The 21,932-nt window shown below is 71.4% G+C and carries 20 protein-coding genes and 3 pseudogenes; 11 read left to right on the top strand and 12 right to left on the bottom strand.

Annotated elements, in window-relative coordinates; translation table 11 throughout:
* The 3 genes and pseudogenes from E1292_RS40380 to E1292_RS55235 form a co-directional block, all read right to left on the bottom strand.
* A pseudogene (locus E1292_RS40380) lies at nucleotides 1-351 on the bottom strand (cell division protein); the annotation flags it as partial.
* Nucleotides 352-494: 143 nt separating this feature from the next.
* On the bottom strand, nucleotides 495-1,784 hold the full coding sequence (locus tag E1292_RS40375) for a hypothetical protein (protein WP_132604118.1): 1,290 nt from the start codon (nucleotides 1,782-1,784) through the stop codon (nucleotides 495-497).
* Between the two features lie 134 nt (nucleotides 1,785-1,918).
* Entirely contained in the window at nucleotides 1,919-4,015 is a 2,097-nt protein-coding gene (locus E1292_RS55235) for an MMPL family transporter (RefSeq protein ID WP_132604114.1), read from the bottom strand.
* A 185-nt stretch (nucleotides 4,016-4,200) separates the two neighbouring features.
* Between E1292_RS55235 and E1292_RS40365 the strand changes: the two genes are divergently transcribed.
* Nucleotides 4,201-5,457: an MFS transporter gene (locus tag E1292_RS40365; RefSeq protein WP_132604111.1), complete on the top strand. Its 1,257-nt coding sequence runs from the start codon at nucleotides 4,201-4,203 to the stop codon at nucleotides 5,455-5,457.
* Here the strand turns inward: E1292_RS40365 and E1292_RS40360 are convergent.
* From E1292_RS40360 to E1292_RS40350, 3 genes are all read right to left on the bottom strand, one after another.
* A complete protein-coding gene (locus tag E1292_RS40360) occupies nucleotides 5,449-5,922 on the bottom strand; it encodes a hypothetical protein (protein ID WP_132604108.1) in 474 nt (157 codons plus the stop codon). The genes E1292_RS40365 and E1292_RS40360 overlap by 9 nt on opposite strands.
* A 121-nt stretch (nucleotides 5,923-6,043) precedes the next feature.
* The gene (locus E1292_RS40355) at nucleotides 6,044-7,174 is read right to left on the bottom strand and encodes an NAD(P)/FAD-dependent oxidoreductase (protein ID WP_132604105.1); all 1,131 of its coding nucleotides are present in this window, start codon (nucleotides 7,172-7,174) and stop codon (nucleotides 6,044-6,046) included.
* Nucleotides 7,175-7,212: 38 nt separating this feature from the next.
* Nucleotides 7,213-7,815: a hypothetical protein gene (locus E1292_RS40350; protein WP_132604102.1), complete on the bottom strand. Its 603-nt coding sequence runs from the start codon at nucleotides 7,813-7,815 to the stop codon at nucleotides 7,213-7,215.
* 151 nt (nucleotides 7,816-7,966) lie between these two features.
* Between E1292_RS40350 and E1292_RS40345 the strand changes: the two genes are divergently transcribed.
* From E1292_RS40345 to E1292_RS40315, 7 genes are all read left to right on the top strand, one after another.
* Nucleotides 7,967-8,596, top strand: coding sequence for an IclR family transcriptional regulator (locus tag E1292_RS40345; protein ID WP_132604099.1), 630 nt, complete (start codon nucleotides 7,967-7,969; stop codon nucleotides 8,594-8,596).
* Between the two features lie 78 nt (nucleotides 8,597-8,674).
* Nucleotides 8,675-9,847: a homogentisate 1,2-dioxygenase gene (locus tag E1292_RS40340; RefSeq protein ID WP_132604096.1), complete on the top strand. Its 1,173-nt coding sequence runs from the start codon at nucleotides 8,675-8,677 to the stop codon at nucleotides 9,845-9,847.
* Complete coding sequence (locus tag E1292_RS40335; protein ID WP_246090669.1) at nucleotides 9,844-10,611, top strand: hypothetical protein; 768 nt, start codon at nucleotides 9,844-9,846, stop codon at nucleotides 10,609-10,611. The genes E1292_RS40340 and E1292_RS40335 overlap by 4 nt, the downstream gene beginning before the upstream one ends.
* On the top strand, nucleotides 10,608-11,711 hold the full coding sequence (gene fahA, locus E1292_RS40330; protein WP_132604093.1) for a fumarylacetoacetase: 1,104 nt from the start codon (nucleotides 10,608-10,610) through the stop codon (nucleotides 11,709-11,711). Before E1292_RS40335 ends, fahA begins: the two co-directional genes overlap by 4 nt.
* A gap of 75 nt (nucleotides 11,712-11,786) precedes the next feature.
* A complete protein-coding gene (locus E1292_RS40325; protein WP_246090668.1) occupies nucleotides 11,787-12,956 on the top strand; it encodes a L,D-transpeptidase in 1,170 nt (389 codons plus the stop codon).
* Between the two features lie 72 nt (nucleotides 12,957-13,028).
* Complete coding sequence (locus E1292_RS40320; protein ID WP_132604090.1) at nucleotides 13,029-13,460, top strand: NfeD family protein; 432 nt, start codon at nucleotides 13,029-13,031, stop codon at nucleotides 13,458-13,460.
* A 3-nt stretch (nucleotides 13,461-13,463) separates the two neighbouring features.
* Nucleotides 13,464-14,540 (top strand): SPFH domain-containing protein, encoded by a 1,077-nt coding sequence (locus tag E1292_RS40315; protein WP_132604087.1) that lies wholly within the window; start codon nucleotides 13,464-13,466, stop codon nucleotides 14,538-14,540.
* Nucleotides 14,541-14,613: 73 nt separating this feature from the next.
* Here E1292_RS40315 and E1292_RS40310 read toward each other — a convergent pair whose 3' ends face one another.
* The 5 genes and pseudogenes from E1292_RS40310 to E1292_RS40295 all read right to left on the bottom strand — a co-directional run bounded on the left by E1292_RS40310 (nucleotide 14,614) and on the right by E1292_RS40295 (nucleotide 17,862).
* The gene (locus E1292_RS40310; protein WP_132604084.1) at nucleotides 14,614-15,144 is read right to left on the bottom strand and encodes a hypothetical protein; all 531 of its coding nucleotides are present in this window, start codon (nucleotides 15,142-15,144) and stop codon (nucleotides 14,614-14,616) included.
* 361 nt (nucleotides 15,145-15,505) lie between these two features.
* Nucleotides 15,506-16,024: a hypothetical protein gene (locus E1292_RS40305; protein ID WP_132604081.1), complete on the bottom strand. Its 519-nt coding sequence runs from the start codon at nucleotides 16,022-16,024 to the stop codon at nucleotides 15,506-15,508.
* 59 nt (nucleotides 16,025-16,083) lie between these two features.
* Nucleotides 16,084-16,224 (bottom strand): annotated as a pseudogene (locus E1292_RS54480) (sigma factor-like helix-turn-helix DNA-binding protein); the annotation flags it as partial.
* 6 nt (nucleotides 16,225-16,230) lie between these two features.
* Nucleotides 16,231-16,671, bottom strand: a complete 441-nt coding sequence (locus E1292_RS40300) for an RNA polymerase sigma factor (protein WP_246090666.1) — start codon at nucleotides 16,669-16,671, stop codon at nucleotides 16,231-16,233.
* Between the two features lie 21 nt (nucleotides 16,672-16,692).
* Nucleotides 16,693-17,862: a Gfo/Idh/MocA family protein gene (locus tag E1292_RS40295; RefSeq protein ID WP_246090670.1), complete on the bottom strand. Its 1,170-nt coding sequence runs from the start codon at nucleotides 17,860-17,862 to the stop codon at nucleotides 16,693-16,695.
* 167 nt (nucleotides 17,863-18,029) lie between these two features.
* On the opposite strand from E1292_RS40295, the gene tdh reads away from it, so the two are divergent.
* The 3 genes from tdh to E1292_RS40280 all read left to right on the top strand — a co-directional run bounded on the left by tdh (nucleotide 18,030) and on the right by E1292_RS40280 (nucleotide 21,235).
* On the top strand, nucleotides 18,030-19,097 hold the full coding sequence (tdh, locus tag E1292_RS40290; RefSeq protein WP_132604075.1) for an L-threonine 3-dehydrogenase: 1,068 nt from the start codon (nucleotides 18,030-18,032) through the stop codon (nucleotides 19,095-19,097).
* Nucleotides 19,097-20,266, top strand: a complete 1,170-nt coding sequence (locus E1292_RS40285; RefSeq protein ID WP_132604072.1) for a glycine C-acetyltransferase — start codon at nucleotides 19,097-19,099, stop codon at nucleotides 20,264-20,266. The genes tdh and E1292_RS40285 overlap by 1 nt, the downstream gene beginning before the upstream one ends.
* Nucleotides 20,267-20,332: 66 nt before the next feature.
* Nucleotides 20,333-21,235, top strand: a complete 903-nt coding sequence (locus E1292_RS40280) for a LysR family transcriptional regulator (RefSeq protein WP_132604069.1) — start codon at nucleotides 20,333-20,335, stop codon at nucleotides 21,233-21,235.
* 94 nt (nucleotides 21,236-21,329) lie between these two features.
* Here E1292_RS40280 and E1292_RS40275 read toward each other — a convergent pair.
* Nucleotides 21,330-21,932 (bottom strand): annotated as a pseudogene (locus E1292_RS40275) (ABC transporter); the annotation flags it as partial.

Below are 21,932 nucleotides of genomic sequence, written 5' to 3'. Positions count from 1 at the left end.
GGAGACCGCCTCCTGGTAGCGGCGGGCCGCCTGCGCCTGGTCGCCCTCCCCGAGCAGCGCCCTGGCCGCCAGCACCCCGAGCACGGGCGGGTGGCCGGGCGTGTCGAGCAACGGCTCGAGCGCCGCCAGCGCGGAGCCGTGGGCGCTCTGCCTGATGAACGCTTCCGCCAGCCCGGCCGTGAGCTCGGCGTCCCTGGGGGCGAGCGCGAGCGCGGCGCGGAACTCGGCCTCGGCGTCGGCGAGGTAGCCGCCGGCGAGGAGCTGACCGGCGAGGTGCCGGCGCAGGGGGAGGTTGTCCGGAGATAGACGCGCCGCCTCGCGGAGCGCCTGAAGGCCGGCGTCGTCCGACACGTGCCGTTCCCTTCTGTCGGGGTTTGGGTGGTTCGAGGTTCGTAAGATACCGAACCCGGCCCGTGGACATCCGGGATGTCCACCCATGACAGAAAGCCGGGCACCGCCTCTGGGAGGCGATGCCCGGCTCACCGGTCGGACGATCAGGCGGCGTGCAGGTAGATCTGGCCGAAGACCTCGGACAGGTTCTTCAGGTCAGTGGCCATGTCCACCTCAGGGTTGGCCGGGTCGTAGACGGTGGCCAGACGGGCGCGGACCGTGCCGAGCTTCTTGAGCTGGTCCCAGGTGGTGTTGGCGGCCCACTTCTCGCCGTACACGCGGTTGACCTGGCCCTGGTCGTCCTGCCAGCGGGTCCACAAGGTGACCGTCTCGGCGGCGTCGTCCTGCAGCGGGGCGGCGATGCGGTCGGTGATGGCCTGGGCGGCCTGCTCCTCGTTCAGCTGGGCGCTGCCGGCGGCGGCGAAGGAGGCGTCCTCGGCGGCGATCTGGGCGTAGGCGTCCCAGGCGCGGGCCCGGACCTGGATCCACTGGTTACGCTGGGCCTCGGCGGCGTCGATCTTCCAGGTGGCGTACTCCGTGGCCAGGTGGCCGCTGTCCAGGGCGAGCTGGTCGATGAGGCCCTTGGCGAGCCAGCCGCCGATGCGCTCCGGGTCGAGCAGCGGATACTTCGTGGTCATCTCGGCCTTGCAGGCGTCGTTCGAGCCGCAGCCGAAGAGCGGCACCACCGTGTGCGCGGCCAGCTTCTTGCCCGGGAGCAGCCCGCGCAGCGTGGTCGTGGCCTCGGTGACGAACGCGTCCAGCTCGTCGGCACCGGCGAACGCCTGGGCGTCGGCGCCGAGCTTCGAGGTGAACCTGACACCCACGACCCCCGGCTGGGCGGCGGCCAGCGCGGCGACCTTCTTGGCGGCCTCGGCGAGCTTGCCCGCCTTGTAGTCGTCGGCGAGCTCGGTGTCGATCCAGACCCGCATGTTCGTCTGGGATACGGTCTGCGCGGCCTGGCCCGCCGGGGTCTGCTTCGCGGCGGCCTTCTGCTCGGGGGTGATGCCGCTGCCGTCGACGTAGCACTGCTCGCCGTTCTGGCACTCGGGCGTGCCGCCGTCCTCGGCGCCCGGGACGTCCGGCGAGCCGGCGTCGTGCGCCTCGCCGTCACCCTCCGAGTCCGTCGCGCACTCGTTGCCCGGCTGGGTGCAGTCGACCGTGATCGGGTCCATCGGACCGGCCTCGACCATGTGCTCGCCGTCGTTGTCGAGCCAGAACCTCGCGATGTCGGCGGCCTCTTCCGGGGTGGCCATCCAGCGGCAGACGACGTACGCGGGGGTGTCCTCGGAGAGGAGGTCGTTGCAGCTCCTCGGGTCGTCCTCCGACCACGCGGGAACGCCGATGCCCAGAAGTGAGAGGGCCAGTCCGATGACGAAGAGCTGCCGCAGTCGCATGGCACCTTACTTCCAGGGGGTGATCGTGGGCATTCGCACAATATCCGGACGATCAACAACGTTCAATGAAATCTGTGCTCTTACTTCACGGCTATCCCGACGTGAAGTAGGCGTTCCCGTCATGTTCACCCGGGTCACTCCTCCACCTCGGCCCACGTCCATCCGCCTCGGGTGGCCCGGACCACCCTCGTACGCCCGGCCGTCACCCTGACCCACTCGGGCCGCTCGGGCCGCTCGGAGAGCTCGCGATCCTCCTGGGCGAGCGGCACGGGATCGGTGTCCGCCCCGAAGACCGCCGGCCGCCCGTTCACGGTCACCGGCAGCACCCCGGCGCCGCTCCCGAGACGTACGACCGAACGGTCCCTCGCCGCGTCCGCCCGCCCGTCCCGCCCGCTCTTCCCCGCGTCGGCAGGCGCGGGCGGAACGGCCGGCGGCGCGGAAGGGCGAGCAGGCGCTCCGGCAGGGCGCGCCGGAGGCGTGGAGGAGCGGGCGGGTGCGGGCGCGACGGCCGGCGGCGCAGACGGGCGCTCAGCCGCTCCGGAAGGGCGCGCCGGCACGGAGGAGCGGGCGGGCGCAGCGGAAGGGCGCGCAGCGGGCGCGGAGGAGCGGCGGCGGAGACGGGTGAGGGCCAGGAGGGTGTACGACAGCGCGCAGACCACCAGCGCCGCCCACGGCAGCGACCCCGTGTAAGCGTCCAGCAGGTCCGTACGCGCGGCCGCGGGACCGCCGGTCACCACCTCGCGCACCTTCGGCCCCGGATCCACGGATTTGATCGAGGCGACCAGTTCCCCGGCGGCGGCGGACACGGGGTCGAGAGAGTGGTGGACGGACAGGCGAACCGCGCCGCGCTCCTGGGAGAGCCCGGCCACGGAGACCCCCGTGACGTGCGGCAGCCGTTCGAGACGGCCGGCGAAGGACCGTACGTCGGAGGCGGTCACCCGCGTGACGGCGCTGATCGGCGTGTGGCCCTGCCCGAGCGGCCCCGGTTCGCGGGGCTCGCCCGCGAAGGAGCGCTCGACGAGGACGTGCACGTCAAGCGCCCCGAGCGGGTTCCCGGGGAAGCCCTGCTCGACGATCTCGGCGACCCTGCGGCTCTCCGCGCCGGCGGGCAGCGCACGACGGTCCACGCCGCCGAGCTCGGCCTGTACGTACGGCACCGCCAGCGCCGCCAGCACGGCGGCCGTCGCGACCAGGTGCGGCAGGACCGCGCGTGGCCGCCACCAGAGTCCGGGGACGATCCGCAGCGCGGCCACGCCCCGGCCGAGCATCCCGAGCAGGGCGGCGGGCACGACCAGCGCGACGCCGGCGGCGACGAGCGCCACGGCCGCCGCCACGGGCCCGAACGCGCTCAGGGAAGCCCGCGGGAACGGCAGCAGCCCCAGCAGGGACACGGCCACCGCCGTCCCGGACAGGGCCACGGTACGTCCGGCCGCGCCCAGGGCCCGTTCTCGGGACGCCTCGTCGCCGGGTGTGTCCCCGGCCCGCTCGTCGCCGAGCGCGTCCGTGAACGCCTTGACCACGAACACGGCGTACCCGGCGGCCAGCGCGAACCCGAGCACGGCGGCGGCGTACAGCGAGGGGATGGAGATCTCGCCCACCTCGGTGAGCAGCCGCAGCAGCACCACCGTGGCCGCGACGGCGAGCAGCCCCGCGAGCACCGGCACGGCGGCGGCCACCAGGCTCCCCGACACCAGGACGAGCAGCGCGAGCAGCACCGGCGCGGCGACGGCCGCGGCGCGGGCCAGGTCGGCGGCGGCCTGCGCGTTGCGCTCCGCCAGCAGCGGCACCGGCCCGCCGACCCCGACGTGGAGGTTCTGGACGCTCCTGAGCCGGTCCGCGATCGCCGCGTAGCGTTCCAGTTCGGCGCCGTCCCGGAGGGTGACCAGCGCGTACGTCGCGTGCCCGTCGCCGGACACCATCGTCTTCGACCCCGTCGTCCAGTACGTGGCGAGCCTGCTCACGTGCGCCGCCGGCAGCCGCCGCAGCGAGTCGTGCACCGCCTTCTTGTACCGGGGATCGCGCACCTTGACCGACGGGTGCCGGTAGAGGACCACCACGTCGGGGGCGCCGTACCACTCCTCGCTCCAGCGAGCGGCGGTCGCCGAGCCGGACCGCGGGTCCTCGGCCCCGCCCGTCATGCGCCCGAACAGGTCCAGCCCCAGCGGCGCGGCCGGAACCGCCCCCACCAGGATCAGCAGCAGCAGCACACGGGCGATCCGCGTGTACCGCATGGCCCGATCCCGTCGCCGACTGCAGGGACCTAGCAAATTACGGGACGGGCAGGCACGATTCTTGCCCGTCTCCGGCACATTCCGTAGAGCGCTCTTGTCACCGGAGTGACAAGAAATATTCGCGCGACAACAGCGGGACAGCGCTGGAGAATGACATGGTTTGACATCTTGCAGGGGGGCCGCGGGTGCACAGTTTCATAGGCGATCTCGGGTTGCTCCGTGACCGCAGGTTCGCGCTGCTGCTGTCGGCGCGGACGATCTCCATGCTGGGCACCGCGTTCGCGCCCGTGGCCCTGGCGTTCGGCGTGCTCAACCTGCCCGGCGCCACCGCCTCGACGTTGTCGATCGTGCTCACCGCAGAGTCGTTGCCGATGGTCCTGTTCACCCTGGCCGGCGGCGTGATCGCGGACCGGCTGCCGCGGCATCGGGTGCTGATGGCCGGCGAGTTCCTGATGGCGGCGGGCTTCGTCGCGCTGGGGGTGATGATGCTCACCGGCTGGACCCCGCTGCCCGCGCTGAGCGCGGCGGCGGCGTTGAGCGGTGTGGCCACGGCCGTCACGTTCCCCGCGCTGACCGGCATCATCCCCGAGGTCGTGCCCGACGACCGGCTGCAGACCGGCAACGCGCTGCTCGGCCTCGGCATGAACGTCTCCCGCGTGGCCGGGGCGGTGCTGGGTGGCGGCACGGTGGTGCTGTTCGGCGGCGGCTGGGCGCTGATGGTGAGCGGCGCGATGTTCACGGTGGCGGGCGTGCTGGTCGCGCTGTTGCGCATGAAGCCGGGTGAGCGGCCGCGGGGCGAGCGGCACTCGGTCCTGGCCGACCTGCGTGACGGCTGGCGTGAGTTCAGCTCGCGGCAGTGGATCTGGGTGGTGGTCGCGCAGTTCTCGCTGATGGTCATGGCCATCCAGGCCTCGCACGGGGTGCTCGGCCCGCTGCTGGCGAAGGAGAGCCTGGGCGGTCCCGCGGCATGGTCGGCGTTCCTGGCGGGCGAGGCCGTGGGGACGATCGCCGGGGTGCTGGTGTCGCTGCGGTTGCGGCCGAAGCGCCCGATCCTGGTGGCCGTGCTGCTCTGCCTGCCGGGCGCGCTGCCGACCGCGCTGCTCGGGCTCGACGCCCCGCTCTGGAGCATCGTGGCGGGGGCGTTCGTGCTCGGCGTGTGTTTCGACGTGTTCGGCGTGTTGTGGATGACCACGATGCAGCGCGAGATCCCGGCCCAGTCGCTGTCGCGGGTCAGCTCGTACGACATGCTCGGGTCCCTGATGTTCGGCCCGCTCGGCCTGCTGCTGGCGGGGCCGGCGGCGAGCCTGTTCGGCATCGAGGCGGCGTTGCTGGGGTGCGCGGTGATCGTCGTGCTGTCGACGCTGGCGGCGCTGCTCTCCCCCGGGGTGCGCAGCCTGCGCGCCCCGGAGCCCAAGGCGCCGCTGGAGCCGGCCTCACCGTGACCGGAAATAGGCGTTGGCCCGCGGCTGGAACATCAGGGCCAGCGCGCCCATCACGGCTGCCAGGTGCAGGATCCTCGCGGCGGCGCCGACCGCGCCCATCGTGTCCATCCCGGCCACGGCCTGGCTGATCGAGCCGCCCGCCAGCAGCCATTCGACCGGCTCGATCAGCAGCGAGATCGTGCCGAACACGCCCAGCGTCCCGGCCAGCGCCCAGCGCGCCCAGTTGGCCCCCGCCCTCAGCCGCAGGGCCAGACAGGTCGCCCCGGCGAACACCACCAGCCGGAACCCGAGACCGGGCAGCAGCTCGGCGAGCGTGGCGGAGCCCTCGCCGAGGATCCCGGAGACGATCAGGACGGCCTCGAACGCGCCCAGCGCCACCGCCGCCAGCCAGAGCGTGGCGGCGGTCTGCACGACGGGCGGCGGCTGGGTGGGCTGAGGGGTGGACTGCCGGGTGAGGGTGCTCATCGCGGGCCTCCTGCCAAGATGTGACGACCTCTGAAGTCTCCGCCGCGAGCACCGCCGCCATCATGCCCGCCATCCCCCGAATGCCGGGTAGGGCTGGCCCTACAGGACCTGTCCGCCGCCCCTACAGGACCTGCCCGCTGGTCCTCAGCCCGCGCGACGGGATCCGCTCGTGCAGCCCGAAGCGCGGCTCGGGCGCGTGGTCGCCGTCGAGCACGCCCGCCACGTAGCCGGCCAGCGCGGGCCCGTGCTTGAACCCGTGCCCCGAGTCCCCGCCGAACAGCCACACGCCCGGCGACACCTCGTCGACGATCCACTCGGCGTCCGGCGTGAGCGCGTACTGGCACACCTGGCTGAACAGCACCGGCGCCTGCGCCAGCGAGGGGAACCTGCGCCGCAGGTAGGCGCGTGCCCGCTCGACACCGGCCGCGTCCACCTCCCGCGAGCCGTGCTCGGGCTCGTACGGCTCCCCTTCCGCGTCGGAGGTGGCCTTCATCCCCACCCCGTCCACGTCGCCGTGCCCGTACGCGGAGGCCCCGTGGTCGACCCAGGCGGGCGTCTCGGGGACGGACCACGCGGACGGCACCGCGAAGTGCAGCGTGTCCTGCTTCGTCACGGTAACCGGCACGTCGTCGAAGATCGCGGGCAACCACGCGCCGCACGCCCACACCACCCGGTCGGCGTGCCGCACCTCGCCGTCGATCTCGACCGCGGCCTGGTACGGCGCCGCGTAGCCCGCTACGGGCACCGCCCGCGCTCTGACCAGCCGGACCCCGGACGCCACCGCCAGGGCGGCGGTCACCTGGGTCGCCCGCCTGGCCCTGAGCACGCCCGCGTGCGGCTCCCAGAGCAGGAAGCGGAGGTCGTCGGCGCGCAGCTCGGGGAAGAACCGGCGGCCGTCGGACGGGTCCAGCACCTCACACGGGATGTCCAGATTTTTCAGCACCTGAGCGCTTCTGTGCTCCCACCCGTCGGGCGTCCTCGCGAACCAGACCATGCCGGCCTCGTGGTACAGCTCCTCGCCGGCCCGTTCCTCCAGCCTGCGCCAGCCGTCCCTGGCCTGCCAGGCGAGCCTGGCGTACCAGTCGTCGTCGCCGTGCGAGCAGCGCAGGAGGCGAGTCTCACCGGCGCTGGACTGCCGGACGTGCCCCGGCCTGTGCTGCTCGACGAGTGTCACCTGCCAGCCGGTTTCGGCCAGCCGCAACGCCAGTGATGACCCCCATATGCCCGCTCCGACCACGATGACCGATTTCATGACACCAGGTGACCGCAAAAGGCACGTGCCCGCAAGAGTCAGCCGACGATGATCCGGACCACCACGCCGGCGCAGTTGCCCGCCACGCAGATCCGTACCGGGACCTCGAAGACGCCCTCAGCCGCAGGGACGCCGCCCACCTGGCCGTCGGGCCCGATGCTCACGCCCGCGGGCAGCTCGGCCTGGTCGGTCACCGTGAACGTCGGGAGCACGCCGGCCGGGCCGCCCTCGACGCCGATCTCGCCGTCGAGCGGGACGCCCACCCTGCCGGGGAAGGTCAGCTCGCGCGGCTCCCACGGCTCGTAGCCGACCACCACGAGGGTCAGCTCCTGCTCCCGGCACGACCGTCCCGAGCAGATCCCGACGGGGGCGACGAAGGTGCCGGGACGCTGCGGCGTGCCGTGCAGCAGGCCGCTCCCGTCGACCCGGACCCCGGCCGCGAGGTGGCCGGGACGGAACGTGACGCCCTCGGCGGTGGGCAGCAGGCGCCGGCGCACCTCGATGCCCTGGGTGAAGTGGAAGGTGTCCTCGACCAGGCTCTCGCCGGCCTGGTCGGACACGATCCGGCTGGACACGCCGGCCACGGGGTCAGTGAGCGCGGGGCCGGCGAGCCTGGGCAGTGCGGGGGCCGGCGCGCACATGGTCAGTCCGGCAATCAGAAGCAGCCACCTCTGCCGCATCCCCACCCCCAGGCTCTTCCCCCCGCGATACGTACCCCCGCGTGTCCATGGCCTCACTCCGTTCGGCGGCTCGGTCGCCTCCATGCCGTCGCGTCGCTGGATAATCGGTCGCATGGCCGCTGAATCCGCCCAGACCCTGGAGCGCGGGCTGCGTCTGCTGCGCCTGCTCGCCGACGGCAAGGACGGCCGCACGCCGACCGAGTTGAGCGCCGAGCTGTCGCTGAGCCGTCCGGTGGTCTACCGGCTGCTGACGACGCTGATGAACGAGGGGTTCGTACGCAGGGACGCCGACGGCCGGGTGCACCTGGGGTTCGGGGTGCTGGTGCTGGCGCAGGCCGTGCAGCCGCTGCTGCGGGCGGCGGCGATGCCGGCGCTGCGGCGGCTGGCCGAGGAGGTGGGCGCCACCGCGCACCTGACCGTGGCCGAGGGCGACGACGGGCTGGCCGTGGCGGTGGTGGAGCCGTCCTGGACCGACATGCACGTGGCCTACCGCGAGGGCTCGCGCCATCCGCTGGCGAAAGGTGCGGCGGGGCGGGCGATCCTGGGGCTGCGCGAGGGCCGCGACGACTATTTCGTCACGGAAGGGCAGTTGCAGGAGGGTGCGCGGGGTGTCGCCGCGCCCGTCACCGGGCTGCCCTGGCTTGAGGCGTCGGTGGGGGTGGTGACGTTCGGGCCGCTGGAGGTGTCCGCGGGGCCGCGGGTCGTGGCGGCGGCGGCCGAGCTGGCCGCGGCCCTGGGTTGACATCTCCAGACCGATAGCGGACGGTGGTCACGTATAGAGGACACTGCCGTCCGGTTAACGGACACTATGGAGGGGCAGATGCCGTACTACCGGGTCGTTGGTGAGGTGCCGCGCAAGCGTCACGTGCAGTTCAGACGGCCGGACGGCGGTCTCTACGCGGAGGAGCTCATGGGCGAGGAGGGCTTCTCGTCCGACTCCTCGCTGCTCTACCACCGCCACCTGCCCACCGCCATCGTCAAGGCCGAAGCGGTCACGCCCACGGCTGCCGACGCACGTCTCGAACCCAACCTGCCCCTCTCGCCCCGCCACTTCCGCACGCAGGAGCTGTCCAGCGCGGGCGACCTCGTCACGGGCCGCATGCTGCTGGCCGGCAACGGCGACGTCCGGTTGTCGTACGCCACCAGCGACCGGCCGAGCGAGCTCTACCGCAACTCCATGGGCGACGAGTGCGTCTACGTCCAGCGCGGCACCGTGCGCTTCGAGTCCACGTACGGCGTGATCGAGGCAGGCGAGGGCGACTACGTCGTCATCCCGACCGGCACCATCCACCGCTGGGCCCCCCGGGGCCAGGTCAGCGTCCTGGCCATCGAGGCGGGCGGGCACATCAGGCCGCCCAAGCGCTATCTGTCGCAGCACGGGCAGTTCCTGGAGCACGCGCCCTACTGCGAGCGCGACCTGCGCGCCCCGGCCGAGCCGCTCGTCGTGGAGGGCGAGGAGGTGCCGGTGCTGGTGCGCACGCGCGGCGGGCTGACCCGGCTGGTCTACCGCAACCACCCCTTCGACGTGGTCGGCTGGGACGGCTGCCTCTATCCGTTCGCGTTCAACATCAACGACTTCGAGCCGATCGTGAAGAAGACGCACGCGCCGCCGCCGGTGCACCAGACGTTCGAGGGGCCGGGGTTCGTGGTGTGCTCGTTCTGCCCGCGGCCGCTCGACTACCACCCCGAGGCCATCCCGATCCCGTACAACCACCACAACGTCGACTCCGACGAGTTCATGTTCTACGCGGGCGGCGACTACTCCGCGCGCAAGGGGTCCGGCATCGACGTCGGCTCGATCTCCCTGCATCCCGCCGGGTTCACGCACGGGCCGCAGCCCGGCGCGGTCGAGGCGGTGATCGAGGCGGTCGGGCGCGGCGTCACGACGACGAGCGAGATGGCCGTGATGGTCGACACGTTCCGCCCGCTCGACCTCGGCCCGGCCGCGCTGTCCTGCGAGGATCCCGCCTACGCCTGGACCTGGGCACGATGAGCATCTACACGGCGCTGATCGACGACGCGGGCCTGTTCCCGCCGACGTCACTGCACATGGACGAGGCCCTCGCGCGCAACCGGCGCGACCTGGAGAGCGGCAGCCCCGTCCTCACGCACCGGTTCCTCTGCCCGGCCAGCCGGCTCGACCGGCTGCGCACCATGGCGTTCCGGCCGCGGCGGATCGGCCTCATCGTCGACACCGACGAGCTGCCCGCCTTCGACGACCTGCCCGTGGACATCGTCGAGGTCCGCGCGCCCGCCGACACCCCGGTCGGCGTGGTGGCCGCCCGGCTGTCCCTGCCGCAGGGGGTGCGGCTCTTCGTCGAGGTCCCGCCGCGCAAGGTGGCCTTCGACCCGCCCGCCGGGGTGGGGCTGAAGGTGCGCTGCGGCGGCACGTCGCCTGAGGACTTCCCGCCGGTCGACCACCTCGCGGCGTTCATCAGGTCGTGCGTGGAGCACGGCATCCCGTTCAAGGCCACGGCCGGCCTGCACCACGCGGTACGCCACTTCGACCCCTCGCTCGGCGTCGACCGGCACGGTTTCCTCAACCTGCTGGTGGCGGTCTGCGAGACCGTGGAAGGGCGCGACCCCGGGCCGGCGCTGCGCACCACCGACGTCGGCCATCTCGTACGCCTGGCGCGGTCCGTGACCGAGGACACCGCGAAACGCGCCCGCGAGCTGCTGGTGAGCTACGGCTCGTGCAGCACCGGCACGCCCGTCGAGGACCTGCGCGCGCTCGGACTCGTGGAGGTGAACGCATGAGCTGGGGAGTCGACAACCTGCCCTACGGAGTCTTCTCCTGCCCGGGACAGGCGCCCAGGGTCGGCGTACGGTACGGCGACAAGGTGCTCGACCTGGCGCCGGCGCTGCACGACGAGGTGTTCGCCGCCCCCACGCTCAACCCGTTCATGGCCAGGGGCCGCGCCGCCTGGCACGACACCAGGAACCTGATCCAGAACAAACTGACCGGCGACCTCTCGGTGACGGAGGCACACCTGATCCCGCTGGAGCAGGTGAGCCTGCACCTGCCGTTCGAGGTCGCCGACTACGTCGACTTCTACGCCTCGATCGACCACGCGAGCAACCTCGGCAAGATCCTCCGCCCCGGCGACGAGCCGCTGAAGCCCAACTGGCGGCACCTGCCGGTCGGCTACCACGGCAGGTCGGGCACCGTCGTCGTGTCGGGCACACCGGTCAGGCGCCCGCACGGCCAGCTCGGCGCGGGGGTGTTCGGGCCGTGCAGGAAGCTCGACATCGAGGCCGAGCTGGGGTTCGTGGTGGGCGTGCCGACTGATCACGGCTCGCCCGCGGGGGCGTTCGAGGAGCACGTGTTCGGGGTGACGCTGGTCAACGACTGGAGCGCGCGCGACATCCAGGCCTGGGAGTACGTGCCGCTCGGGCCGTTCCTGGGCAAGTCGTTCGCCACGTCCGTCTCTCCGTGGGTCACGCCGCTGGAGGCGCTGCCCAGGATCCCCGGCCGCCCCCAGGACCCCGAGCCCGCCGCCTACCTGCGCAGGCAGGGCGACTGGGGGCTCGACATCACGCTGGAGGTCGTGCTCAACGGCGAGACCGTGTCGCGGCCCCCGTACGCGGCGATGTACTGGACGCCCGACCAGATGCTCGCGCACATGACGGTGAACGGCGCCTCGCTGCGCACCGGAGACCTCTTCGCCAGCGGCACGATCTCGGGCCCCGAACGCGGCGAGCGGGGTTCGCTCACCGAGCTGACGTGGAACGGCGCCGACCCGATCAAGCTGGCCAGCGGCGAGACCCGCGCCTTCCTGCAGGACGGCGACACCGTGACGATCCGGGCGACGGCCGGCGACCTGACGTTGGGGGAGGTTTCCGGAACCGTCCGATAAGTCACTCCGCGTGCTTGCATGCTGACACACCGCTACCCTAGGGAGCCCTCTCATCCCTCGGAAAGCAGGAGTGACATGCGGCGTGCCGTGGTGACCGTTGTCGCCTTCCTCCTGGTCTGCGGCTGCGCGTCGTTCCCGGCCGAGACCTCGCCGGCCCCGCCCGTGGTGCGCGTGTGGCCGCCCTTCGACGCCAAGCGCGCCCGCACCGACCGCGGGCTGGTGATCAAGGCGCGGGGCGGCGCGCTCACCCAGGTCATGGTTCACGAAGGCGGCGAGCCCGTGCCCGGCGGGCTCGATCGATCGCGCACGGTCTGGCGCTCCGACTGGACGCTCAAACCCGCGGCCGAATACACGGTGAGCGCCACGGCCACGGTCGCCGGCGGCCCCGCGACGCTGGCGCTGGGCCGCTTCCGCACCCGCGCGGCCAGGCGCACGTTCCAGGTGGCCGCCACCGCCCCGCTCCCCGGCGAGACGGTCGGCACCGGCATGCCGATCATCATCGACTTCGACACCCCCGTGGAAGACCGGGCGGCCGTCGAGCGCGCGCTCGAGGTCACGGCCGAGCACCCGGTGGAGGGCGCGTGGCGGTGGACCAGCGACACGCGGGTGATCTACCGTCCCCGGGAGTTCTGGGCGCCCCGGCAGCAGGTCACCGTCACGGCGCACCTGGCCGGCGTGCGCGCGGCCCGCGGGCTCCAGGGCGCAGTCGACTCCACGTTCGCCTTCACCGTGGGCCGCTCGCAGACCAGCACGGTCGACACCAGGACACACCAGATGGTCGTCCGCCGCGACGGACAGGTCGTGCGGCGCATCGCCATCAGCGCGGGCATGGCCACCACTGACGAATACACCACGACCAGCGGCATCCACCTGACCATGGACAAAGGCAATCCGGTCCGCATGGTTTCACCGGGCCGCGACGAGGGCGAGCCAGGTTTTTACGACATGATGATCGAGCATGCCGTACGCATTTCCGACACCGGCGAATACGTGCACGCCATGGACAACCTCTGGGCGCAGGGTCGGGAAAACGTCAGCCACGGTTGCATCAATTCCCGGCCAAACCAGGCGGAGTGGTTCTACACCACCACCCTGCGCGGCGATCCGTTCGTCATCACCGGCACCGACCGCACCCTCGAATGGGACAACGGTGGGGTTTCTGGCAACTCCCGTGGGAGAAATGGCAGCAAGGGAGCGCGCTTCCGAAAACCGGTTACGGCGCACCCATGGGTGCCGCAAGGGTGAATCCAGGACTACCTTAGAGCAAGGGGAACAACCCGCCGGTGCAGGCCCGTTGTCCTAGTAGGAGGGCCGGACATGGATGAATGGATCATCTGGGTAATCCTCGCTGTCGTCCTTGGCGTGGCCGAGATATTCACGCTCACGGCCTCGCTCGGGCTCCTGGGTGCGGCCGCTCTCCTGACCGCCGCCACCGCGGCGCTGGGCTTGCCCGTTCCCCTGCAGTTAATATTCTTCGCCGCTTCGTCAGCCGCCGGCCTGCTGGTGCTCAGGCCCATCGCGATGCGCCATATCAAGCAGCCGGCTCTGCAACGATTCGGGGTGGAAGCACTCGTCGGCAAGCCCGCCTATGTGGTCTCGGAGGTGACGGGCCGCGACGGTCGCGTGCGCATCGGGGGTGAGGAGTGGTCCGCGCGCGCGTACGACGAAACCCTGGTGATCCCCACAGGGGCGACCGTCGACATCATCGAGATCGAAGGGGCGACAGCCCTCGTCTATCCCCGGGAGTGACTCATGGATCCGCTCTTGCTGGTCGGAATCTTCATCATACTTTTCGCGGTGTTCACCGTGCTCAAAGCAGTGCGGATCATCCCGCAGGCGCGGGCGCGCAACGTGGAGCGGCTCGGCCGCTACCAGCGCACGCTCAAGCCCGGCCTCAACTTCGTCATCCCCTACATCGACCGCGTGTACCCCATGATCGACCTCCGTGAGCAGGTCATCTCCTTCCGGCCCCAGCCCGTCATCACCGAGGACAACCTGGTCGTCGAGATCGACACCGTCCTCTACTTCCAGGTCACCGACCCGCGCGCGGCGGCGTACGAGATCGCCAACTACATCCAGGCCGTCGAGCAGCTCACCGTCACGACGCTGCGAAACGTCGTCGGCTCCATGGACCTGGAGAAGACCCTGACCTCCCGCGACACCATCAACAGCCAGCTGCGCGGCGTCCTCGACGAGGCCACCGGCAAGTGGGGGCTGCGCGTCAACCGCGTAGAGATCAAGGCCATCGACCCGCCGAAGACCATCAAGGACGCGATGGAGAAGCAGATGCGGGCCGAGCGCGACAAGCGCGCCGCCATCCTCAACGCCGAGGGCCAGCGGCAGTCGCAGATCCTCACCGCCGAGGGTGAGAAGCAGAGCCGGGTCCTGCGTGCCGAAGGCCAGCGCACGGCCGCCATCCTGGAGGCCGAGGGCCAGTCGCGCGCCATCGACCAGGTCTTCCAGGCCGTCCACCGCAACGACCCCGACCCCAAGCTGCTGGCCTACCAGTACCTCCAGGTGCTGCCCCAGCTCGCGCAGGGCGACGGCAACACGTTCTGGGTGATCCCGAGCGAGGTCACGTCGGCGCTGCAGGGGGTGTCGAAGGCGTTCACGGAGGCCCTGCCGAAGTCGGCGGCCACCCGCGAGCACATGCCGGAGAGCTCGGCCGCGGAGGAGGAGGCCGCCAAGGCCGCAGAGGCCGCGGCCGAGGCCGTGGCCGACGCCCAGGATGCCGAGAGCCCGAAGGGGACGCGCCAGCTCACGCAGGGTGTACGGGAGCCGGCCGCGTTCCCCGACCTGGACAAGAAGCCGACGGAGGCCGAGCGCTGAGGCCTCCGGTCAGGGAGCGCCGATCCGGGCGGCCGGCAGGTCAGTTGAGGGGTGGGAGCCGGCCGCCACAGGATCAGGAGGCGATCTCGTAGATGTGAGCCACCTGGGCCTGCCGATGAGCCTCGCGGGCCCGGCAGGCCAGTTTGACCGCCGCATCGGCGATGACGATGTCGCGGTTGGCCGGGGCGATGTCGTCGCCCATCCTGGTCCGCAGCCACTCCGAGATCTCGGCCCAGGAGTAGAGGCTGATGTTGTCAGCCTCGATCAGCGGCTTCGGAAACCCACCCGGGCCGCGCTGGCCCGCGGCGAGCTGCCGGAGGCTGGCCTGCGTCCGGCCCCCGTGACGGCGCGCCGCGTCCCCCAGCGTCACCCCGTCGTCGTGACCGACGCCGGTGGCCCAGAGACCCGGAACCGTCCTGATCTGGGTGAGAACGGATGCGATCGCGTCGAGCAAGGTCTCCGCCTCGCGATCGCACATGACGTAAGTTCTGCCGTCTTTGAGGGTCGAAACGCTGCAGTCATCGAGACCGGCCTCGAACAGGGCGTCCAGCTCCTCATCTGTGGCTGCTCGATTCAGAGTGACGCGGAAGTCCCACGTGATCATGACCTCTCCTCGTTCTTTGCGCACTCCGCGTGCTCGCTGACCCATCGGAGAATGCGCTTCGCGTGGTTGCCCGGGTTACGCGGCGTGCACCAGACTGACTGCACAGGGTCACCGCAGGCGCATTCGATCCATCCCCAGCGATGCCCGTTGTGGCTCTCCACCACGGTCAACCACTCGAACTTGCGGATCGCCCTGAGGGCCGCATTGATCTCGTTGTGCTGATGTCTTCCTCTACTGACCATGTACCAACCTTGCAACAGTGTTGCACGGTTAGTACGGCGATTCCAACCCTGGCGTTCCAGCTAACGCACGACGGCGCCCGCCACACGTTCTTCGTGTGGCGGGCGCCGGAGTCCTGGGATCAGTGCGACAGAGGTGCGTCGGCCGTGTCCACCAGCTCGCACCCGGCGATCGGGTCCTGCCCCACGCGGGCCCAGATCCCCGCGACGACCCCGCCGTCGTTCTCCGAAACGCTGAACTCCAGAACCCCCGTCTGCCCCTCGCCGATCACCCGCGGGTCGATGGTGAAGCCCGGTTCGGTCTTACCTCCGGGCAGCGGGAACGGCGCCAGCGGCGCCTCCTCCTTGCTCAGGAAGTGGCTGCTGCGCGGCTGCGGGCTGCACTTCTTGCCGCGGGGGATGTAGGTCACCACCACGTTCGCTCCCATGGCCCGCAGGTCCTCCTGGAGCTGCTCGGGGTCCTTGACCTCGTTGATGGTGATGTCGATGAGGCCGTCGGGGCGCTTCTCCACCGCGTACGCGGGGGTGCCGCCGAAGAGCAGCGGCACGGCCACCGCGGCGGCCGCCGCCAGGCCCAGGACGGGCGCCAGCACGGCGAGGCGCGGGACCCGCCGCTTCGCGGGCTTGTCGATCTCGGTCATCACGAACTCCTTGAGCTGTCGGTGACGGCCCTCAGGAAGATCACGTTCGGCCGGCCGGTTCATCGGATCTCCTCTTTGTCGGGGCCTCTGTCACCTACTACCTGTCGGCCCGGCGGCGGCGGTTCCCCCGCGGCGGCGAGTTTCCTGCGCGCCCTGGACAGCCTCGACTTCACCGTGCCGACCGGTACGCCCAGCGCTTCGGCCGCCTAGGCGTAGTCGAGGCCCGCCCAGACGCACAACGCGAACACGTCCTGCTCCTGGCGGCGCAGCCGGCCGTACGCCGCACGCACTCCGGCCAGCCGTTCGGCGTCCTCGATCCGGCCCACGACCTCGTCGGCGAAGTCGGGCACCGGCTCGCCTCTGGGCAGCCTGGCCAGGGCGTCGTCGTGCCTGCGGGCGGCCCTGCGCATGTTGCGGGTCACGTTGGTGGCGATGCCCAGGAGCCACGGCCGCAGGGAGCCGCCGTCGGGGTCGATGCGGCCGCGTAACCGCCAGCCTTCGAGGAACGTCAGCGCCGTCACGTCCTCGGCCGTGGACCAGTCGCCGGTCAGGCGGAAGGCATGGTTGTACACGGCCTTGGAGCACTCGTCGAAGAGCTCTCCGAAAGCCGCCCTGTCTCCATCCCGGATCCGGGTGCGTATATCCACATATATCTACTGTCCGCCCGCCTACTCCGGTTCCACCTGCCCGCGGTCGAAGTACGCGGCCAGCTCGGGGTCGAGGTCCGGCACGTCGTACGGCATGCCGCCGTTCCGCAGCGACATCGTCGCCATATAGCCCGCCGCCACGCTCATCCGTGCCGCCACCGGCGAGGTGTCCGTCACGCCGCCGTCCCTGACGAACCCGAGGAACTCCGTCACGATCTCGGCGTCCGCGCCCCCGTGCGTGCCCTGCGCGGCGGGCACCTTGTACGTGATGTCGCCGTCGCCCCGGTAGCCCGTGGGCCCCGTGTTCCACACCTTGACCGTGTCGCCGGGACCGTCGCCGAAGTTCTCCAGGCGGCCCTCGGCGCCGATGACCGTGTAGTTGCGCACGTAGTCGGGCGTGAAGTGGCACTGCTGGTAGGCGGCGATGACGCCGTTGTCCAGGCGCATGTTCATGACGGAGACGTCCTCGACGTCCACGACGTGGTGCAGGTCCCGATGCCCGGACGGTGGCCAGGTGTAGTCCTGGAGCCAGCCGTCCGGCCGTGGCGTGCCGGGATCGCGGCGCGGCAGGTCGCCGTAGAGCATCAGGTCGCCGAACGCGTTGACCCTGGTGGTGTAGCCGCCCGCGAGCCAGTGGATCACGTCGAGGTCGTGCGCCGCCTTCTGCAGCAGCAGCCCGGTGGTCCGGGTGCGGTCGGCGTGCCAGTCCTTGAAGTAGTAGTCGCCGCCGTAGGAGACGAAGTGGCGCACCCAGACGGTCTTCGGCTCGCCGATGACACCCTTGCGGATGATGTCGCGCATCAGGCGGACCACACCCATGTGGCGCATGTTGTGGCCGACGTACAGGCGGGTGCCGGTGCGCCGGGCGGCGCGCAGGATGCGGTCGGCGCTCTCCACGGTGATGGCCAGCGGCTTCTCAAGGTAGACGGCCTTGCCCGCCTCCAGGCAGTCGACGGCGATGCGCTCGTGCGTGTCGTCGGGCGTCATCACGATGACCGCGTCGAGGTCGTCCCTGCCGAGCAGCTCGTGGTGGTGCTCGGTCAGCAGCTCCGTCTGGAAGCGGCCGGCCTGTCTCTTGAGCACTGCCGGGTCGGAGTCGCACAGGGCGGCCACCACAGAGCCCTTGCCGGGGCGGTGGGCCGCCAGGGCGAGGCTCGTGCGCAGGCCGAGCCCGATGACGCCGATACGCATGTCGTTCACGTGTGTTCCTTCCGAAGGCGGTCGAATAGTACAGGGCGCCTGCTGCCGGTCGGCGGCGTGAAGCTGTGCTGTGGGGGCACTTAAGAAACCCTCGATGGACACGCTCGAAGGGGAACGGGCACAGTGCGTTACTGATGGTTCGACGTAGGGGGACGCGCATGAAGGCGCTGGTCAAGGAGCGGGACGAACCCGGCCTCGCGCTGGTGGACGTGCCGGAGCCGGAGGTGGGGCCCGGCGAGGTGAAGATCCGGGTCCTGCGGACCGGCATCTGCGGCACCGACCTACATATCCGGAAATATGACGATTGGGCGCGGCATACCCTGAAACCTCCGTTGATTGTGGGGCATGAGTTCTCCGGCCACGTGGTCGAGGTGGCGCCCGACGTCGAGGACATCACCGCCGGCGACCTCGTCAGCGGCGAGGGGCACCTCGTCTGCGGCAAGTGCCGCAACTGCATGGCCGGCCGCAGGCACCTGTGCCGCAACACGATCGGGCTGGGCGTCCACAGGGACGGCGCGTTCGCCGAGTACGTCACCCTGCCCGCCTCGAACGTCTGGGTGCACCGCATCCCCGTCCATCCCGACGTGGCCGCCATCTTCGACCCGTTCGGCAACGCCGTCCACACCGCGCTCTCGTTCCCCCTGGTCGGCGAGGACGTGCTGATCACCGGCGCGGGCCCGATCGGGCTCATGGCCGCGGCCGTGGCCACGCACGTGGGCGCGCGCAACGTGATGATCACCGACGTCAGCGACGAGCGGCTCGACCTGGCCCGCAAGCTCGGCGTCTCGCTCGCGCTCAACGTCTCCAGATCCCCGATCACCGAGGGCATGCGCCGGCTCCACTTGCGCGAGGGCTTCGACGTGGGGCTGGAGATGTCCGGCAACCCGGCCGCGCTCCGCGACATGATCGCCGGCATGACCCACGGCGGCAAGATCGCCATGCTCGGGCTGCCCGCCGAGGAGTTCGCCGTCGACTGGGCCACCGTCGTGACGTCCATGATCACCATCAAGGGGGTCTACGGCCGCGAGATGTACGAGACCTGGTACAACATGTCCGTGCTGCTGGAGAAAGGCCTCGACCTCTCCCCTGTGATCACCGACCGCTTCCCGTACCACGACTTCGACGCCGCCTTCGACACGGCCGCCAGCGGCCGCGCGGGCAAGGTCATCCTGGACTGGAGCGCAACACCGGCCGAAGCGGCCACGACCACCGACAGGAGCGCCTGATGTTCACGAACGTGCGCGAGCAACTGCGTACGACGCTCGACGAGATCACCGAGGCCGGGCTGCTCAAGCCCGAGCGCGTGATCAGCACCCCGCAGAGCTCCCAGGTGAGCGTGGCCGGCCGCGAGGTGCTGAACTTCTGCGCCAACAACTACCTGGGCCTGGCCGACGACCCCACGGTGGTCGAGGCCGCCAAGGAGGCGCTCGACCGGTGGGGGTTCGGGATGGCGTCCGTACGCTTCATCTGCGGCACCCAGGAGGTGCACAAGGAGCTCGAATCCCGCCTGTCCGACTTCCTCGGCATGGAGGACACCGTCCTCTACAGCTCCTGCTTCGACGCGAACGGCGGCGTCTTCGAGACGCTGCTCGACGCCCAGGACGCGGTGATCTCCGACGCGCTCAACCACGCCAGCATCATCGACGGCATCCGGCTCTCCAAGGCCAAGCGGTTCCGGTACGCCAACCGCGACATGGCCGAGCTGGAGGCCAGGCTGAAGGAGGCGTCGGAGGCGCGGCGGCGGCTGATCGTGACCGACGGCGTGTTCTCCATGGACGGATATCTCGCGCCGTTGCGCGACATCTGCGACCTGGCCGAGCGGTACGACGCCATGGTGATGGTCGACGACTCGCACGCCGTCGGCTTCGTCGGGCCCACCGGGCGCGGCACGCCCGAGCTGCACGGCGTCACCGACCGGATCGACATCATCACCGGCACGCTGGGCAAGGCGCTGGGCGGGGCCAGCGGCGGCTACGTCTCGGCCCGCAAGGAGATCTGCGAGCTGCTGCGCCAGCGTTCGCGCCCGTACCTGTTCTCCAACTCGCTCGCCCCCGTCATCGCCGCCGCGTCGCTGCGCATCCTCGACCTGCTGGAGAGCTCGAACGACGCCCGCGAGCGGCTGCGCGCCAACACCGCCCGTTTCCGCGGCGAGATGACCGCGGCCGGGTTCGACATCCTGCCCGGCGACCACCCCATCGTGCCCGTGATGATCGGCGACGCCGCCGAGGCGGGCGCCCTGGCCGAGCGCCTGCTCGACCTCGGCGTCTACGTGATCGGCTTCTCCTACCCTGTCGTGCCGCACGGCCAGGCCAGGATCCGCGTCCAGTTGTCGGCCGCGCACTCGGAGGAGGACGTCGACCGCGCGATCCAGGCCTTCATCCAGGCCCGCGGCTGAGCCGAACCCCGCCGGCCCGGGTGCCTCGCCGCGTGAGAGGGCCGGGCGGGTCAGTATTCTCGCTGCGTGATAGACACGCGGCGGCTGCGTACGCTGCGCGCGGTGGCCGACCACGGCACGGTCACCGCCGCGGCGGCGGCGCTGCACCTCACCCCTTCGGCCGTGTCCCAGCAGCTCGCCGCCCTGGAACACGAGGTGGGCCACCGCCTGCTCACGCGTGACGGGCGCGGCGTGCACCTGACCGCGGTCGGCAAGATCATGCTCGCCCACGCCAACGAGGTCCTCGCCCAGCTCGAACGCGCCGAGGCCGAGGTGGCCGCGTACACCACGGGCGAGGCGGGCGAGGCCACCGTGGCCTGCTTCGCCACCGCGATCAGCGCCGTGCTCTCGCCCACGATCGCCGCCCTGCGCTCCACCTCCCCCGGCCTGCGCGTACGCGTGCTCGACGCCGAGGGCGACCAGAGCCTGGCCATGCTGCTCGACGGGGAGGTGGACCTGGCGATCGCGGTGGAATACCGGGACGCGCCCGACGCCTCCGACCGCCGGTTGTCGCGCATGCCGCTGTACGCCGAGCCGTTCGACCTGGTCCTCCCCCGCGACCATCCCCTGGCGGGGTCGGCCACCCTGGAGTCGCTCGCTTCCGAGACGTGGATCGGCCCCTATCCGGGCAATCCGGTGCACGACGTGATCGCGTTCGCCTGCCGGCAGGCGGGCTTCACGCCGGACCTCGCCCACTGCTCCGACGACTTCCGCGCCGTGGTCGCCCTGGTGGGCGCGGGCGCGGGGGTGGCTCTCGTGCCGCGGCTGGCGCTGCGCGACATGGCGCTGCCCGGGGTCGTCGTACGCCACACGCCGGGGCCGGAGCGCCGCGTCTTCGCCGCCGTACGCCGCGGGGCCGACTCCCATCCCCTCCTGCGCCCGCTCCTGTCGGGGCTCCGCACGATCTCCGGTTCGCTCGGAACAGGGTGAAACGGGGCCGCCCGAGCCCGGGGAACGTTTCGGGGAGCTCTGCACGGTGCCCTGTCCGCCGCTGCGAGCCGGCCCGGCCGCGACCGGGACCCGTTCAGGATCGGGCCAGCTCGAGCGCCTCGGTGAAGCGCGCGTACCTGTCCAGCTCCGCTTCCACCGGATCCAGCACGAAGTCCTTGCTGACCTGGCCGATGGCCGCGCGCAGGGCTCGGGACGTACGGCGGGCTCTGCGCCTGCCACCCGCCCAGGCGGCCAGCCTCGCCAACAGCGCGATCAGCACGCCCGCCAGCGCCCCTCCCACCAGCAGCACCGTCGGCCACGGCACCACGCCGGCGGTCGGGAGCGGCGGCTGCGGCAGGCGCAGGTAGTCCATCCCGAACAGCACGCCCAGCCACAGCGCGCCGGCCACCATGGTCGCGAACACCAGCCACTGCAGCGCGTTCACCGCCCGCCACCATCGAGGTCGCCTGGTCGCGCCGGCGGACGTCCTGGCGACCGCCCTGTCCACCGCGTCCGCCAGGTCCTGGGAGCGCGAGCGCGCCGCGTGCCGCACCGCCCCCGCCCACGGGCCGGGCAGCCCGGACGCGGCCGCCTCGCCGACGTCCCTGATAGCCGTCTCGACCTGAGCCCGCTGTACGGCCGACGCCGCAGGCACCGAAGTGCGGCCCACGATCTCCCTCCCAGGCTCCCCGCCCGG

This window comes from Nonomuraea deserti (assembly GCF_004348685.1).
Classification (GTDB): Bacteria; Actinomycetota; Actinomycetes; order Streptosporangiales; family Streptosporangiaceae; genus Nonomuraea; species Nonomuraea deserti.
This window is presented reverse-complemented; position numbering and strand designations above follow the sequence as displayed.